General features: G+C 73.6%; 11 protein-coding genes. 8 read left to right on the top strand and 3 right to left on the bottom strand.

Annotation, left to right across the window (positions count from 1 at the left end; genetic code table 11):
- Positions 1-3: 3 nt before the first annotated feature.
- The 3 genes from scpA to ACIQK6_RS10365 are packed head-to-tail and all read right to left on the bottom strand — an operon-like array spanning position 4 to position 5,277.
- Entirely contained in the window at positions 4-2,190 is a 2,187-nt protein-coding gene (gene scpA, locus ACIQK6_RS10375) for a methylmalonyl-CoA mutase (RefSeq protein ID WP_329098410.1), read from the bottom strand.
- A complete protein-coding gene (locus ACIQK6_RS10370; protein WP_402694657.1) occupies positions 2,187-4,052 on the bottom strand; it encodes a methylmalonyl-CoA mutase family protein in 1,866 nt (621 codons plus the stop codon). The genes scpA and ACIQK6_RS10370 overlap by 4 nt, the downstream gene beginning before the upstream one ends.
- On the bottom strand, positions 4,036-5,277 hold the full coding sequence (locus ACIQK6_RS10365) for an ROK family transcriptional regulator (RefSeq protein ID WP_329107572.1): 1,242 nt from the start codon (positions 5,275-5,277) through the stop codon (positions 4,036-4,038). Before ACIQK6_RS10365 ends, ACIQK6_RS10370 begins: the two co-directional genes overlap by 17 nt.
- Before the next feature lie 1,344 nt (positions 5,278-6,621).
- Here ACIQK6_RS10365 and ACIQK6_RS10360 point away from each other — a divergent pair.
- The 8 genes from ACIQK6_RS10360 (at position 6,622) to ACIQK6_RS10325 (ending at position 14,740) form a co-directional block, all read left to right on the top strand.
- Complete coding sequence (locus tag ACIQK6_RS10360) at positions 6,622-7,590, top strand: TauD/TfdA family dioxygenase (protein WP_329098406.1); 969 nt, start codon at positions 6,622-6,624, stop codon at positions 7,588-7,590.
- Positions 7,591-7,611: 21 nt separating this feature from the next.
- A complete protein-coding gene (gene ssuE / locus ACIQK6_RS10355; RefSeq protein WP_402694656.1) occupies positions 7,612-8,187 on the top strand; it encodes an NADPH-dependent FMN reductase in 576 nt (191 codons plus the stop codon).
- 51 nt (positions 8,188-8,238) lie between these two features.
- Positions 8,239-9,273: an ABC transporter substrate-binding protein gene (locus ACIQK6_RS10350; protein ID WP_402694655.1), complete on the top strand. Its 1,035-nt coding sequence runs from the start codon at positions 8,239-8,241 to the stop codon at positions 9,271-9,273.
- 6 nt (positions 9,274-9,279) lie between these two features.
- On the top strand, positions 9,280-10,101 hold the full coding sequence (locus ACIQK6_RS10345; RefSeq protein WP_329098402.1) for an ABC transporter ATP-binding protein: 822 nt from the start codon (positions 9,280-9,282) through the stop codon (positions 10,099-10,101).
- Positions 10,098-11,369 (top strand): ABC transporter permease, encoded by a 1,272-nt coding sequence (locus ACIQK6_RS10340; RefSeq protein WP_402694654.1) that lies wholly within the window; start codon positions 10,098-10,100, stop codon positions 11,367-11,369. The genes ACIQK6_RS10345 and ACIQK6_RS10340 overlap by 4 nt, the downstream gene beginning before the upstream one ends.
- Before the next feature lie 109 nt (positions 11,370-11,478).
- Positions 11,479-12,810, top strand: coding sequence for an LLM class flavin-dependent oxidoreductase (locus ACIQK6_RS10335; protein WP_329098399.1), 1,332 nt, complete (start codon positions 11,479-11,481; stop codon positions 12,808-12,810).
- A complete protein-coding gene (locus ACIQK6_RS10330) occupies positions 12,807-14,390 on the top strand; it encodes an FAD-dependent oxidoreductase (protein WP_402694653.1) in 1,584 nt (527 codons plus the stop codon). The genes ACIQK6_RS10335 and ACIQK6_RS10330 overlap by 4 nt, the downstream gene beginning before the upstream one ends.
- Positions 14,387-14,740: a ferredoxin family protein gene (locus ACIQK6_RS10325; RefSeq protein ID WP_329098395.1), complete on the top strand. Its 354-nt coding sequence runs from the start codon at positions 14,387-14,389 to the stop codon at positions 14,738-14,740. Before ACIQK6_RS10330 ends, ACIQK6_RS10325 begins: the two co-directional genes overlap by 4 nt.
- Positions 14,741-14,808 lie beyond the last annotated feature (68 nt).

Raw genomic sequence — 14,808 nt, 5'->3', positions numbered from 1 at the left:
CGCCTACAGCTCGTGGCCCAGGTCCGCGGCCAGCCGCGTCACCAGGTCGTGGGCCGCGTCCGGGATCACCGTGCCCGGCGGGAAGACCGCCGTCGCGCCCATCTCCAGCAGCGTCGGGACATCGGCCGGCGGGATCACCCCACCCACGACGATCATGATGTCCTCGCGGCCCTCCTCCGCCAGCTGCTCGCGCAGCGCCGGTACGAGGGTCAGGTGACCGGCCGCCAGCGACGACACGCCCACCACGTGGACGTCCGCCTCGACGGCCTGACGGGCCACCTCCGCCGGGGTCTGGAACAGCGGGCCGACGTCCACGTCGAAGCCCAGGTCGGCGAAGGCCGTCGCGATCACCTTCTGGCCGCGGTCGTGCCCGTCCTGGCCCATCTTGGCGACCAGGATGCGCGGACGACGTCCCTCCGCCTCCTCGAACCGGTCCACCAGCGCACGGGTGCGCTCCACCGACGGGGACTCGCCCGCTTCGTTTCGGTACACGCCCGCGATCGTACGGATCTGGCTCGCGTGCCGCCCGTACACCTTCTCCAATGCGTCCGAGATCTCACCCACGGTCGCCTTGGCGCGCGCCGCGTCCACCGCCAGGGCCAGCAGGTTGCCGTCGCCGCGCTCCGCCGCGTTCGTCAGCGCCCGCAGGGTGTCCTGCGTGACCGCCTCGTCGCGCTCCTCGCGCAGCCGCCGCAGCTTGGCGATCTGCTGCGCGCGCACGGAGGAGTTGTCGACCTTCAGGACGTCGATCGCCTCGTCGTTCTCCACGCGGTACTTGTTGACGCCGATCACCGGCTGGCGGCCCGAGTCGATCCGCGCCTGCGTGCGCGCCGCGGCCTCCTCCACGCGCAGCTTCGGGATGCCCGCGTCGATGGCCTGCGCCATGCCGCCGGCCGCCTCGACCTCCTCGATGTGCTGCCAGGCCCGCCGGGCCAGGTCGTACGTCAGCTTCTCGACGTACGCACTGCCGCCCCACGGGTCGATTGACCGGCAGGTCCCCGACTCCTGCTGGAGCAGCAGCTGGGTGTTGCGGGCGATGCGCGCCGAGAAGTCCGTCGGCAGCGCGAGCGCCTCGTCGAGGGCGTTGGTGTGCAACGACTGGGTGTGGCCCTGGGTCGCCGCCATCGCCTCGATGCAGGTGCGCGTCACGTTGTTGAAGACGTCCTGCGCGGTCAGCGACCAACCCGAGGTCTGCGAATGTGTGCGCAGCGAGAGCGACTTGGCGTTCTTCGGGTCGAACTGCTTGACCAGGCGCGCCCACAGCAGGCGGGCCGCGCGCAGCTTGGCAACCTCCATGAAGAAGTTCATGCCGATCGCCCAGAAGAACGACAGCCGCGGTGCGAACGCGTCCACGTCCAGTCCCACCGCCTGCCCGGCCCGCAGGTACTCCACGCCGTCCGCGAGGGTGTACGCCAGCTCCAGGTCGGCCGTGGCACCGGCCTCCTGGATGTGGTAGCCGGAGATGGAGATCGAGTTGTACCGCGGCATCTTCTGCGAGGTGAACGCGAAGATGTCGGAGATGATCCGCATGGAGGGTCCCGGCGGATAGATGTAGGTGTTGCGGACCATGAACTCCTTGAGGATGTCGTTCTGGATGGTCCCGGCGAGCTTGTCGGGGGAGACGCCCTGCTCCTCCGCCGCCACGATGTAGAGCGCGAGGACCGGCAGCACCGCGCCGTTCATCGTCATCGACACCGACATCTTGTCCAGCGGGATCCCGTCGAACAGCTGCCGCATGTCGTAGATCGAGTCGATCGCCACGCCCGCCATGCCGACGTCACCGGTCACGCGCGGGTGGTCGCTGTCGTAGCCGCGGTGCGTCGGCAGGTCGAAGGCCACCGACAGGCCCTTCTGGCCGGACGCCAGGTTGCGCCGGTAGAAGGCGTTCGACTCCTCGGCCGTGGAGAAGCCGGCGTACTGCCGGATCGTCCAGGGCTGGTTGACGTACATCGTCGGGTACGGGCCGCGCAGGTACGGGGCCACGCCCGGGTACGTCCGCAGGAAGTCCAGGCCCTCCAGGTCACGCCCGGTGTACAGCGGCTTGACGCCGATGCCCTCGGGCGTCTCCCACAGCAGGTCGGCGGCCGCGGTGCCGGCGGACTCCTTCACCGCGGAGCGCCACTGCTCCTCGGACACCCCGGCGACGGCGGTGGGGTCGAGCGCCAGCTCGGAGAAATCGGGGATGCTCATGCGGGCACTCCCATCCGGTCGAGTACGGAGGACAGCACGGCGACGGCGTCACAGCCGGCGAAGACGTACTCGTCCACGGAAGCCCCAGCCGTGCCCGGCTTGCCGGCGAGGAAGACGGTCGTGGCGCCCGCCGCGCGCAGCGCGCCGGCCACCGCCTCGGCCTGCTCCTCGTACAGCGCGTCGCTGGAGCAGAGCACGGCCATGCCGTCCGCCCCGCTCGCGGCGTACGCCTCGGCGGCCGTCGCCGGGTCCACCGACACCGGGTCGTGCACGGGTTCGATGCCGCCCGCCTGGAACAGGTTCGAGGCGAAGGTGGCGCGCGCGGTGTGCGCGGCCGCCGGGCCCAGCGCGGCGAGGAAGATCCTCGGCCGGGCGCCGGTCGCCGCCAGGTGCGCGTCGCTGCGGGCGCGCAGGGCCTCGTACGCCTCGTCGCGCCGCACGCGCGGCAGCCCGCCGGTGGGGGCCGCGGGCGCGGGCTCGCGGACGACCGGCTTCTCCGAGAGCAGCGGGAACTCGCTGACGCCGGTGATCGGTTCGCGACGCTTGGCCAGCTTCTTGGAGCGCGCGGCCCAGGTGGCGGCGAGCCGTTCGGCGACCAGCCCGGAGCGCAGGGCGGCGGCCTGACCGCCGGCCTTCTCCACGGTCTGGAAGAACTGCCACGCGGCGTGGGCGAGCTCGTCGGTGAGGCGCTCCACGTAGTAGGAGCCGCCCGCCGGGTCGATCACCCGGGCCAGGTGCGACTCCTCCAGCAGGATGGTGGAGGTGTTCCGGGAGATCCGGCGCGCGAAGGCGTCCGGCAGGCCCAGCTCGCTGTCGAAGGGGAGCACGGTGACCGAGTCGGCGCCGCCGACGCCCGCGGCCATGCAGGCCACGGTGGTGCGCAGCATGTTCACCCACGGGTCGCGGCGGGTCATCATCACCGGCGAGGTCACGGCGTGCTGGAGCTGGGCACCCGCCTCCGGGGCCCCCGAGGCCCCGGCGATACGGGCCCACAGCCGGCGCGCGGCCCGCAGCTTGGCGATGGTCAGGAACTGGTCCGCGGTGGCGGCGTAGCGGAACTCCAGCTGTCCGAGCGCCGCTTCGGTGCTCAGCCCGGCTTCGGTCAGCGCGCGCAGGTAGGCGACTCCGGTGGCCAGGGACAGGCCCAGTTCCTCGGCGGCGCTGCCGCCGGCCTCGTGGTACGGCAGTGCGTCCACGGTCAGGGCGCGCACCCCGGGCCAACCCACGGCGGCCTCCACGGCCAGCTCGACCGCGTCGGCCACGTCCAGTGCCTCACCCGTACGGGCCTCGTGGCCCAGGGGGTCGGCGCCCAGCGAGGCCCGAGCGGCCTCGGGGGCCACCGCGCGCTCGGTGAACAGACGCAGCAACGCGCGTGAGGCCTCGGCGTATTGGGCCCCGGCGTCCAGGGTGATGGGGGCGAGGTCCAGGTAGACCCCGTCCAGCGCCCGGGCGAGGCCCTCGACGGGGAGACCGCCCCGGCCCACGGTGAGCCAGAGGGAGGTGACCCCGTTCTCCAGATCGGCGAGGGCCGCCTCGTTCACGCGTACCGGATCCGTGCCCGCGAGGCGCTGGCGCACGTCCCAGCCGTTCGCGGTGGTGCCTTCCGGCCTGCCCCCGCGGACGAACGGGGCGAAGCCGGGGAAACCGGTGTCGGGGGCCGCCCCGTCGGGCGGCGCGGTGTACAGCGGGCGCGTGGTGAGCCCGTCCTCGATTGGGGTGGACAACGCGTCTTCTGCGGCCTCGCCGGAGACTTCCTTGCCCGACTTGCGCAGTACGCCTTCTACAAGGCGCTGCCACTGCTCATGCGTCGCGTCAGGGAACTCGGCGGCCAGGGAGAGCCCGTCGTCAGGCAGGACCGTCATGGCTCGAATGTAGGGGAGCGCGCTCAGGTGGCACCATACCGGTGGGTGTGATCTCGCCCTCTCGGGCCATGCCGAAGGGGTCCTGGAACACCCGGCTGAGCAGCACGGTTGCCGCCGCCTCCGGGAGCACGGCGGGTCCCGCGTGCGGCACCACGATCCGCTCGGGATCGTCGCAGACGTGCGAGAGCTCCACCGCGGCGGCCCGGATCTCCTCCAGGTATCCCTCGTCGAGGACGCTCGCCAGCTCGGTCACGACCATGACCGCCGGATTGAAGACATCCAACAGAAGGGCGGCCGCGCGGCCCACCGCGCGGGCGCGCTCGCGCAGCAGCCGGTCGGCGCGCGGATCGCCGGTGGCGGCCGCGTCCACCAGCAGGTTCACCGACGGGTCCGGCACGATGCCGCGGCGCACGGCCTCGGTGCCCAGCGCGGTGTCGGACGCGGTCGCCTCCAGGCAGCCGGTACGCCCGCACGCGCACGGGGCCTGCGAGCGCGGCACCGGCAGATGGGCCACGTCGCCGGCCGCCGCGCCCGGACCCTGGTGCACGGTCCCCTCGATCCCGAAGGCGGCGTCGACGACCCGGCCGATGAACAGGTGCACGAGGCTCCGGCGGGCCTCGGGCCGGCCGAAGAGGATCTCGGCCCGTGCGACGGCCCGGGCATGGTTGTCGACCCACACCGGCAGCCCGAGTGCGGCCGACAGCTCAGCGGCCAGCGGCTTGCGGTTCCATCCCAGCGCGGGGTGCCGCACGACGGTCCCCTCGTCCGGGCCGACCCATCCGCCGAGGGCCGCACCGACGCCGAGGAGCGGCCGCCCGGAGTCGTACGCGCGGAGGAAGCGGCCGAGTTCGGAGGCGATCTCGGCGGACAGCCCGTCCGCCGGGCGCCCCTCGTGGGGGAAGGACCGCCGGGCGAGCAGCTGCCCCCGCAGGTCGACGAGGCTGAAGGTCGAATGCGGCACCCCGATGTGCAGCCCGGCGGCGACCGGCCCGCCGACGGCCCCGGTGTGCAGGTCCAGCGGGATCCGCGGCCGCCCCACCCCGCCGCCGGGCCCGGGCAGCTCGCGCAGCAGCCCGGCCCGGAGCAGCCCGGTGGTCTGCCGGGACACGGCGGCGGGACTCAGCCCGCACAGCGGGGCGATCGCGCTGCGCGCGACCGGGCCGTGGTCGAGCACCGTCCGCAGCACGGTGGCGGCATTGGCGGCGGCCCGGCTGTCACCGGCCATACGCGTCACGCGGTCTCCTCGGGGGTGAGGGGTGGGGGTGTGTCCCCCGATCATGCCGGTTCCCTTGCGGGGACCGGGCCGTCCGGTCCGGATCGTGCCCGGGCCGTTCGGTGCGTTACGTCGCAAGGCCGGACGGACGAGTCGCAGGGCGTGTGCGCACGGCGCGACGACGCGGTGAGCGTGTGTGGCGGGTCCCGTGGGCCGGCCGCCCGCGGGGCCGGGACCCTCGGGCACGCCCGGGGCCGGCTGGACGGGCCACGGGGCGCGTGCGCACAGCGGCGGCGGCAATGTGTGCGTGGCGCGGCCATGCGGCGAGAGCGCGAGGCGGGTCCCGTGGGCCGGCCGCCTACGGGGTCGGGGCCTTCGGGCATGCCCCGGGCCGGCCGGACGAGCCGCAGGGGGTGTGCGCACAGCGGTGGCGGTCGTATTGCGCGCGTGGCGAGATCTCGCGGCGAGGGTGTCCGGCGGGACTCACGGGCCGGCCGCCCGCGGGGCCGGGGCCTTCGGGTACGTCCCGGGCGGGCGGGACGAGTCATGGAGCGTGTGCGCACAGCGGCGGCAGTCCTGTGCGGGTGGCGGGCCCCGCGGGCGGGGCGCGGGGGCGGATCCCGGCGAACGCGTGGCGGCCGCATTGCGGGGCCATGAAATCCGGCCACGCTTTTCGGCCGTCGAGGTGAGGCCGCGCGCGGGTCGAAGCGCGGGGAAAAGCGCAGGCTGCAGGGGGTGTGCGGGGTGGACGCGGAAACCGGCGAGAGGCGCGTTCGGTGGCTCCGGACGGGGGTTGACCCCGGCCGGGGCCGCTGACACGCTCCGGGACATGTCCGCGAACGCACTCCTCGCCCCGCGGCTCCACACCCCCGGCCTGCGTACCGCGCCGGGTGAGTGTCCGGGCCGCTGTCCGGCCCCCGGCCGCGCCTGACCCCGCCGATCCGGCGCCCCGGCTGACCGGGTCCGCCCGGCCCCGGCCCGGTGCCGTCCCGCCGGTGCCCGCCTCGGTCGAAGCCGCCCGGTCCCGTTCCCGTTCCGGGGCACCCCCAGGGGTGGTGCCCCGGAACACCCCACCGGGCAGGTCCCTGCCGGGGCTCCGGAGCGTCCCCGCCGGGTCCCGCAAGGGCGTCCACCGGGGCGGCCCGTGCCGGGGACGGCGCGTCGTCGCCCTCCGCGGATCCGGGCGGGGCCGAAGCCGCCCGGGGGCCTCCGCGGATCCGGGCGGCCGGTTCCCGCACCACCCACCTGCACCCGCACGTACCCGTACCGCTCGGCGCAGCGCAGCGCCCGGCGCCCTCGTCACGCTGTTTCTTCCGCTGCGGAAATATCCCCCGCGGCCCACACCAGGGAGTCCTCATGGCAACTGCCACTGCCACCGCCACCACCACCGTCACCAAGATCGGCGGCCGCATCGGCGCCGAGATCGGCGGCGTACTGCTCGGCGGCGACCTGCCCGACGCGACCGTCGCCGAGATCAGGGCCGCCCTCCTCGCCCACAAGGTCGTCTTCTTCCGCGGCCAGGACCACCTCGACGAGGCCGGTCACGAGGCCTTCGCCCAGCTGCTCGGTGCGCCCGTCGCGCACCCCACCGTCCCCTCCGCGGACGGCCGTTACGCCCTCGGCATCGACTCTCACCACGGCGCCCGCGCCAACCAGTGGCACACCGACGTCACCTTCGTCCCCGCCTACCCCGCCTTCTCCATCCTCCGCGCCGTCACCATCCCCCCGTACGGCGGCAACACCCTCTGGGCCAACACGGCCACCGCCTACAGCAACCTCCCCGAGCCGCTCCGGGCCCTCGCCGACGGCCTGCGCGCCGTCCACTCCAACGAGTACGACTACGCCGCCCTCAAGCCCGACGCCCTGCCCGAGGCCCTGGCCCAGTACCGCGAGGTGTTCACCTCCACCAAGTTCCTCACCGAGCACCCGGTGGTCCGCGTCCACCCCGAGACGGGCGAACGCACCCTCCTCCTCGGCAACTTCGTCCAGCGGATCAACGGCCTCACCGGCCGCGACTCGCGCGTCCTCCAGGACCTCTTCCAGGCGCACATCGAGAGCCCCGAGAACACCGTCCGCTGGCAGTGGCGGGCCGGCGACGTCGCGATCTGGGACAACCGTGCCACCCAGCACTACGGCGTGGACGACTCCGACGACCACGAGCGCACCCTGCGCCGCGTCACCGTCGACGGCGACGTCCCGGTCGGCCCCGACGGCGAGCCCTCCCGACTGATCAGCCCGGGGGCCGTCCCGGACCCCTCCTTCGGCATCGCCTCCGGTGCCTCCACCACCGCGGCCGTTTCCGCCGCAGCCTCCGTCTCCGCCTGACGACATCAAGGAGCGCCCCCCGTGCCCAACCTGCTCGCGATCACCGGCAGCCCCTCCGCCCACTCCCGCACCGCCGTCGTCGCCGACCACGTACTGCGCCGCCTGTCCCACTCCGGCTTCGAGACCGCGCACCTGTCCGTGCGCGAGCTCCCCGCCGCCGACCTCCTCGCAGCCCGCCGCGGCGAGCCCGAGATCCGTCGGGCGCTCGAGGCCGTCGCCGAGGCCGACGGCCTGGTCATCGCGACCCCCGTCTACAAGGCGTCGTACACCGGACTGCTCAAGGCCTTCCTCGACCTGCTCCCGCAGGACGGCCTCGACGGCAAGACGGTCCTGCCGCTGGCCACCGGCGGCAGCCTCGCCCACGTCCTGACCATCGACTACGCCCTGCGCCCCGTGCTCGCCGCCCTCGGCGCCCGGCACGTCACCGCCGGCCGGTTCGTCCTGGACTCCTCCGTCGAGCGCGGATCGGGCCCCGACCGGCTGCGGCCCGAGGCCGAACTGGACCTCTACCAGGCCGTCGACGAGTTCGCCGCGGCACTTCGCTCCACACCCGCCACCCTCGCCGTCGCCGCAGCCGCCCTCACCACCACCCCGTAACACCGCCGCACACCGCCGCGACCACGCGACCCGCACCGACAAGGAACCGTCATGCCCGCAGCCTTCACCTCGACCACCACCTCCCGACGCCAGTTCCTCGCCCTGCTCGGCATCTCGGCGGCCGCGGTGAGCTGCGGCACGGCCACCGCGCGCGGCGGCGGTTCCGGTGCCCAGGTCAAGACCCTGAAGTACCAGGGCTCGGTCGGCGCCGTCACGCTCCCCGAACTCGCCTCCGACCTCGGATACCTGGGCGACCTCACGCTGGAGTGGGTCGGCAACACCATCAGCGGCCCGCAGGACATCCAGTCCGCCGCCACCGGCCAGACCCACTTCGGCGGCGCCTTCAACGGCGCGATCGTCAAGCTCGCCTCCAGCAAGGCTCCCGTCAAGGCCGTCATCTCCTACTACGGCGTCGACGAGTTCTCGTACAGCGGCTACTACGTCCTGGAGGACAGCCCGATCCGCTCCGCCCGCGACCTCCTCGGCAAGAAGGTCGGCATGAACACGCTGGGCGCCCACTCCCAGGCCGTCCTCGACATCTACCTGAGCCGCAACGGCCTCGCCAAGGCCGACTCATCGAAGGTCGAGTCGCTCGTCGTGCCGCCCGTCAACACCGACCAGGTGCTGCGCCAGAAGCAGATCGACGTGGGCGTGCTCGGCGGGATCCTGCGCGACAAGGCCGTGGCGGGCGGCGGGATCAGACCGCTGTTCAGCGACTTCGACCTGCTCGGCAAGTTCAGCGCCGGCTCCTACATCATGACCGAGCGGTTCATCAAGGAGAACCCGGACACCGTACGGACCTTCGTGACGGGCGTGGCCAAGGCCATCGAGTGGGCCCGCACCACCCCGCGCGAGGAGGTCATCGCCCGGCAGACCGAGATCGTCAAGAAGCGCGGCCGCAACGAGGACACCGCCACCCTCCAGTACTGGCGCTCGTACGGCGTCGCCGAGACGGGCGGCCGGATCGAGGACAAGGAGTTCCAGCTCTGGCTCGACTGGCTCGGCGAGCGCGGCGAGATCAAGCAGGGGCAGCTCAAGGCCGCCGACCTCTACACGAACGAGTTCAACGACTTCGGGAAGGGCTGACCCGACATGGCGAAGATCGTGTTCGAGCACGTGACCAAGACCTTCCCGACCAAGGACAAGAGGAACAAGGGGCGGTTCACCGCGCTCGACGGCATCGACCTGGAGATCGAGGCGGGGGAGTTCGTGGTGGTCGTGGGCCCCAGCGGCTGCGGCAAGTCCACGCTCCTGGACCTGCTCGGCGGGCTGACCCGGCCGTCGTCCGGGCGGATCCTGCTCGACGGGAAGCCGATCACCGGGCCGGGCCTGGACCGGGGCATCGTCTTCCAGCAGTACGCCCTGCTGCCCTGGCGGACGGCGCTCGGCAACGTCGAGTTCGGTCTGGAGGCGACCGGCGTCCCGCGCCGCAAGCGGGCGGCGAGGGCCCGGGAGTTCCTCGACCTCGTCGGCCTCACCGGCTTCGAGGACCGGCACCCGCACGAACTCTCCGGCGGCATGCGCCAACGCGTCGCCATCGCCCGCTCGCTGGCGTACGACCCGGACGTGCTGCTGATGGACGAGCCGTTCGCCGCCCTCGACGCGCAGACCCGCGAGTCCCTCCAGGACGAGCTGCGGCGCATCTGGCAGCGCACCGGCAAGACCGTCGTCTTCATCACGCACGGCATCGAGGAGGCGGTCTACCTCGGTCAGAAGGTGGCCGTCATGACGTCCCGCCCCGGCCGGGTGAAGGAGATCGTCCCGGTCACGTTCGGCGCCCGCGGCGCCGGCTTCCAGGGCGAGGACCTGCGTTCCAGCCCCGAGTTCGCCCGCTACCGCCACGAGATCTGGACGCTGCTCCACGACGAGGTGGCCCGCGCCCAGCAACTGGAGAAGGAGGAGGCCTCCGTATGAGCACCGACATCACCGCGCCCGCCGATGCCGAAGCCCCGGCCGGGCAGGAGACGCTACGGGAGGACCCGGCGCCCGCGGCTCCCGCACCCGCCGACCGGAAGCCCCGCAGCCCCCGTCGTCCCGGCGTTCCGTCCCTGCTGGCACGCCGGCTGCGCCGCGCCGGCCGCTCCACGACCCTTCCCCCGACTTCCGCGGCTACCGCGGCCCCGGACGCTTCGGCCGCGCCTGCGGGCCCAGCGGCCCCTGCGGCTTCCGTCGCTCCGGTGGATCCCGCGGTCGCTCCTGCCGCTCCTGCCGCCCCGGAGGCCCCCGCGACTCCGGCCGCCCCGGACGCCCCTGTGGCTCCGGCGCCTCCCGCCATCCCGGAGGCCCGGGAGGCTCCCGCCGCTCCCGCCGCTCCCGCGGCCCCCGCGGGCCCGGTGGGTTCCGGCGCCGGACCGGATGCAGGGTCGGCGCCGGAGGGTACCCGCCGGGACCCGTCCAGCGTCCGCAAGGCCGCCGGGGCGCTCGGTCGTTGGTTGCGCGCCGCCGCCCTCCGCTCCGCGGCCCTCGTCGTCCTGCTCGCCCTCTGGGAGACCGCCCCCCGCCTCGGCCTGGTCGACTCCACCTTCCTGCCGCCGGTCAGCGAGGTCGCCACGGCCTGGTGGGACCTCCTGGGCAACGGACAGCTCGGCCAGCACACCCGGGCCAGCCTCGCCCGCTCCTTCGGGGGCTTCGGCATCGCCGTCGTCATCGCGGTCCCGCTCGGCCTGCTCATCGGCTGGTACCGGCCGGTCGCCGCGCTGCTCGGCCCACTGCTGGAGGTGTTCCGCAACACCGCCGCACTGGCCCTGCTGCCGGTCTTCGTCCTGCTCCTGGGCATCGGCGAGACCTCGAAGGTCTCGATCGTCGTCTACGCCTGCCTCTGGCCGGTCCTGCTGAACACCATCAGCGCGGTGGGCAACGCCGACCCCACCCTGGTCAGACTGGCCCGCTCGATGGACCTGTCCACCCCGAGGCTCTTCCAGAAGGTGATCCTGCCGTCCTCCGTACCGGCCGTCTTCACCGGCATCCGGCTGGCCGGCGCGGTCTCCATCCTCGTCCTGGTGGCCGCCGAGATGATCGGAGCCAAGGCGGGTCTCGGCTACCTGATCAACGCCTCGCAGTACAACTTCGCGATCCCGCAGATGTACGCGGGCATCATCACCATCTCCGCCGTCGGCGTGGCCTTCAACCAGCTGCTGGTCACGATCGAACGCCGCCTGAGCACCTGGCGCGTCCCCGCCTGAGGCCCGCCCCGCCCCGCCTGACGCCCGCCCCGCTTGACGCCCGCCCGGCCCCGCCCCGCGACGGGCCGGCCGCCACCACACGCAGTGCCACCGAACACAGGGAACAGCCATGACCGCGAACCGCACCCTCCACCTCAACGCCTTCCTGATGAACGCCGGTCACCACGACGCCGCCTGGCGCCACCCCGACAGCCGGCCCGAGCTGATCACCGACCTGCGGTACTTCCAGGACCTGGCCCGCACCGCCGAACGCGGACTGCTCGACTCCATCTTCTTCGCCGACGGGGTCGCCCTCTGGGGCAAGGCCCGCCACAACGCCCTCGGCGGATTCGAGCCGCTCACCCTGCTCTCCGCGATCGCCGCCGTCACCGAGCACATCGGGCTCATCGCCACCGTCTCCACCACCTTCAACGAGCCCTACAACCTGGCCCGCAAGTTCGCCTCCCTCGACCACATCAGCGGCGGCCGGGCCGGCTGGAACATCGTCACCTCCGGCACCGTCGACGAGGCCCGCAACTTCAACCGCGACGAGCACCTGGAGCACCACCTCCGCTACGAGCGCGCCCGCGAGTTCCTCGACGTCGCCACCAAGCTCTGGGACAGCTGGGAGGACGACGCGATCGTCCTCGACAAGGAGCGCGGCATCTACGCCGACACCGACAAGCTGCACCCCGCCGCCCACCGCGGCGAGCACTTCGGCGTCGCCGGACCGCTCAACGTCCCGCGCTCCCCCCAGGGCTACCCGCTGCTCGTGCAGGCCGGTTCCTCCGAGGACGGCAAGGAGTTCGCGGCCCAGTACGCGGAGGCCGTCTTCACTGCCCAGCAGACCCTCGCCGACGGCCAGACCTTCTACAAGGACCTCAAGTCCCGCCTCGCCAAGTACGGCCGCGCCGAGAGCGATCTCCTCGTCCTGCCCGGCATCGCCCCCGTCATCGGATCGACCGAGGCCGAGGCGAAGGCCCTGGAGCAGCAGCTCACCGACCTCCAGGTGCCGGAGTACGGCCTCGCCCAGCTCTCCGGGATGCTGAACGTGGACCTCACCGGCCTGCCGCTGGACGGTCCGCTCCCGGATCTGCCCGAGGAACGGGACGTCAACGGCAACAAGAGCCGCTTCACCCTCGTCGCCGAGCTCGCCCGGCGCGACGGCCTGACCCTGCGCGAGCTGATCGCCCGCCTCGGTGCAGGCCGGGGCCACCGCGTCTTCGCCGGCACCCCCGAGCAGATCGCCGACCAGCTCGAGGAGTGGTTCACCCGGGGAGCCGCCGACGGCTTCAACATCATGGCGCCGGTCCTGCCCACCGGCCTGACCGCCTTCGTCGACCACGTCGTGCCGATCCTCCAGCGGCGCGGGCTCTTCCGCACCGAGTACGCCGGCACCACCCTCCGCGAGAACTACGGCCTCGCCCGGCCCGTCAACCGGCACACCCGGGAGGGCGCATGAGCGACCACGCCACCGACGTCCTCGTCGTCGGCGGCGGACCGGCCGCCACCTGGGCCGCCCTCAAGGCCGCCGAGGCGGGGGCCCGGGGCGTCCTCGCCGACAAGGGTTACTGCGGAACCAGCGGCGCCACGGCCGCGGGCGGCACCGGCGTCTGGTACGTCCCGCCCGAGCCCGCCGCCCGGGAGGCCGCCATGGCCTCCCGGGAGGGCCTCGGCGGGTACCTGGCCGACCGCCGCTGGATGGCCCGGGTCCTCGACGAGACCTACGACCGGATGAACGAGCTGGCCGTGCAGGGCCGGTACCCGTTTCCCACCGGCCCGGACGGGCAGCCGCTCCGGGGCGGGCTGCAGGGCCCCGAGTACATGCGGCGGATGCGCATCCGGATCCGCCGGGCGGGGGTCCGCATCCTCGACCACAGCCCGGTCACCGAGCTGCTCACCGACGCGGACGGGGCCGTCGCGGGTGCCGACGGCTACCGCCGTCAGCTGCGCGAGTCCTACCGGGTCCGGGCCGGCGCCGTGGTTCTCGCCACCGGCGGCTGCGCCTTCCTCAGCGGAGCCCTCGGCACCAACACCAACACCGGCGACGGCGCGCTCTTCGCCGCCGAGGCCGGCGCGGTGCTCTCCGGAATGGAGTTTTCCAACGCCTACGGGATCGCCCCCGAGGGCACCTCCGTCACCAAGACCGCCTTCTACTCCTTCGCCACCCTCTACCAGGAGGACGGCAGCGTCCTGGAGGGCGCGGCCAGCCAGGGCGGCCGCTCGGTGATCGCCCGCGAACTCCTCACCGGGGCCCGGGTCCACGCGCGCCTCGACCGCGCCGACGAAGGAGTCCGGGCCGCGATGCGCCTTGCGCAGCCCAACTTCTTCCTCGCTTTCGACCGGCTGGGCATCGACCCCTTCACCGACCGGTTCGCCGTCACCCTGCTCGCCGAGGGCACGGTCCGCGGCACCGGCGGCATCCGGATCACCGGCGACGACTGCGATACCGGCGTCCCCGGGCTGTACGCCGCCGGGGACGCGGCCACCCGCGAGGAGATCTGCGGGGGCTTCACCGGAGGCGGCAGCCACAACGCCGCCTGGGCCATCTCCTCGGGGAGCTGGGCGGGCCGGGGCGCCGCCGGACATGCCCTGTCCCTCGGCCCCGACCGGGCCGCGGGCCGCCCCGTCACCGGCGCCGGCGGTGCGGGCCTGCGCCCGACGGGGAGCGCGGCCGACGGACCGCACCACCGTGAGGCCGTGGCGCTCGTTCAGCAGGAGGCGCTCCCCTACGACAAGAACTACCTCCGCCGCGGCGACGTCCTGGCGGCTTCCCTGCGCACCCTCGACACGGCGTGGTCGCAGCTGCGCGCGGGCCTGCACGGGGCGGGGGCCGACCTGGTCAGGGCCCGGCAGGCGGCGGCGATGACGGCGCACGCGCGGTGGATGTACGCGGCCGCCCTCGCCCGGTCCGAGACTCGGGGGATGGCCAAGCGCCTCGACCACCCGGACCAGGACCCTGCGCAGCACCACCGGATCCTGGTCGGCGGGCTGGACCGGGTGTGGACCGGGCCGGCGCCGAGGGCGGGGGCGGCGGCGTGATCGAACTCGTCTCGGCGGGGCGCTGCATAGCCTGCGACAAGTGCGTGGAGGTGTGCCCGACGGACGTCTTCGAACGGGGGCCCGAGGGGATTCCGTTGCTCGCACGGCAGGAGGACTGCCAGACTTGCTTCCTGTGCGAGGCGAACTGCCCGGTGGACGCGCTGTTCGTGGCCCCGCTGACCCGCCCCCTTCCGGAGGATCCGGCCGTACGGGACGAAGCGGGGCTAGTGAGCCGGGGGCTGCTCGGCAGCTACCGGCGCCACATCGGCTGGGGCGAAGGGCGGACACCCGGATCGCTGCGGGCGATCGGGCCGGCACTGGGCGGGTCCGCGCCGCCGATCACGTCCTGAGCGGGTGCGCGCCGCCGGATCCCCGTGCTCCGGCGGCGCGCACGTGTGCCGCCGGAGCAGGTCAGCAG

Source organism: Streptomyces sp. NPDC091682, from assembly GCF_044756625.1.
In the GTDB taxonomy this organism is placed as follows: Bacteria; Actinomycetota; Actinomycetes; order Streptomycetales; family Streptomycetaceae; genus Streptomyces.
This window is presented reverse-complemented; position numbering and strand designations above follow the sequence as displayed.

Excerpts from the sequence above, each read along its gene's own strand:
- ACIQK6_RS10330 (WP_402694653.1), top strand. The coding sequence starts at position 12,807 with ATGAGCGACCACGCCACCGACGTCCTCGTCGTCGGCGGCGGACCGGCC.
- ACIQK6_RS10370 (WP_402694657.1), bottom strand. The coding sequence starts at position 4,052 with ATGACGGTCCTGCCTGACGACGGGCTCTCCCTGGCCGCCGAGTTCCCT.
- ACIQK6_RS10360 (WP_329098406.1), top strand. The coding sequence starts at position 6,622 with ATGGCAACTGCCACTGCCACCGCCACCACCACCGTCACCAAGATCGGC.
- ACIQK6_RS10365 (WP_329107572.1), bottom strand. The coding sequence starts at position 5,277 with ATGGCCGGTGACAGCCGGGCCGCCGCCAATGCCGCCACCGTGCTGCGG.
- ACIQK6_RS10345 (WP_329098402.1), top strand. The coding sequence starts at position 9,280 with ATGGCGAAGATCGTGTTCGAGCACGTGACCAAGACCTTCCCGACCAAG.
- ACIQK6_RS10335 (WP_329098399.1), top strand. The coding sequence starts at position 11,479 with ATGACCGCGAACCGCACCCTCCACCTCAACGCCTTCCTGATGAACGCC.
- ACIQK6_RS10350 (WP_402694655.1), top strand. The coding sequence starts at position 8,239 with ATGCCCGCAGCCTTCACCTCGACCACCACCTCCCGACGCCAGTTCCTC.
- scpA (WP_329098410.1), bottom strand. The coding sequence starts at position 2,190 with ATGAGCATCCCCGATTTCTCCGAGCTGGCGCTCGACCCCACCGCCGTC.
- ACIQK6_RS10340 (WP_402694654.1), top strand. The coding sequence starts at position 10,098 with ATGAGCACCGACATCACCGCGCCCGCCGATGCCGAAGCCCCGGCCGGG.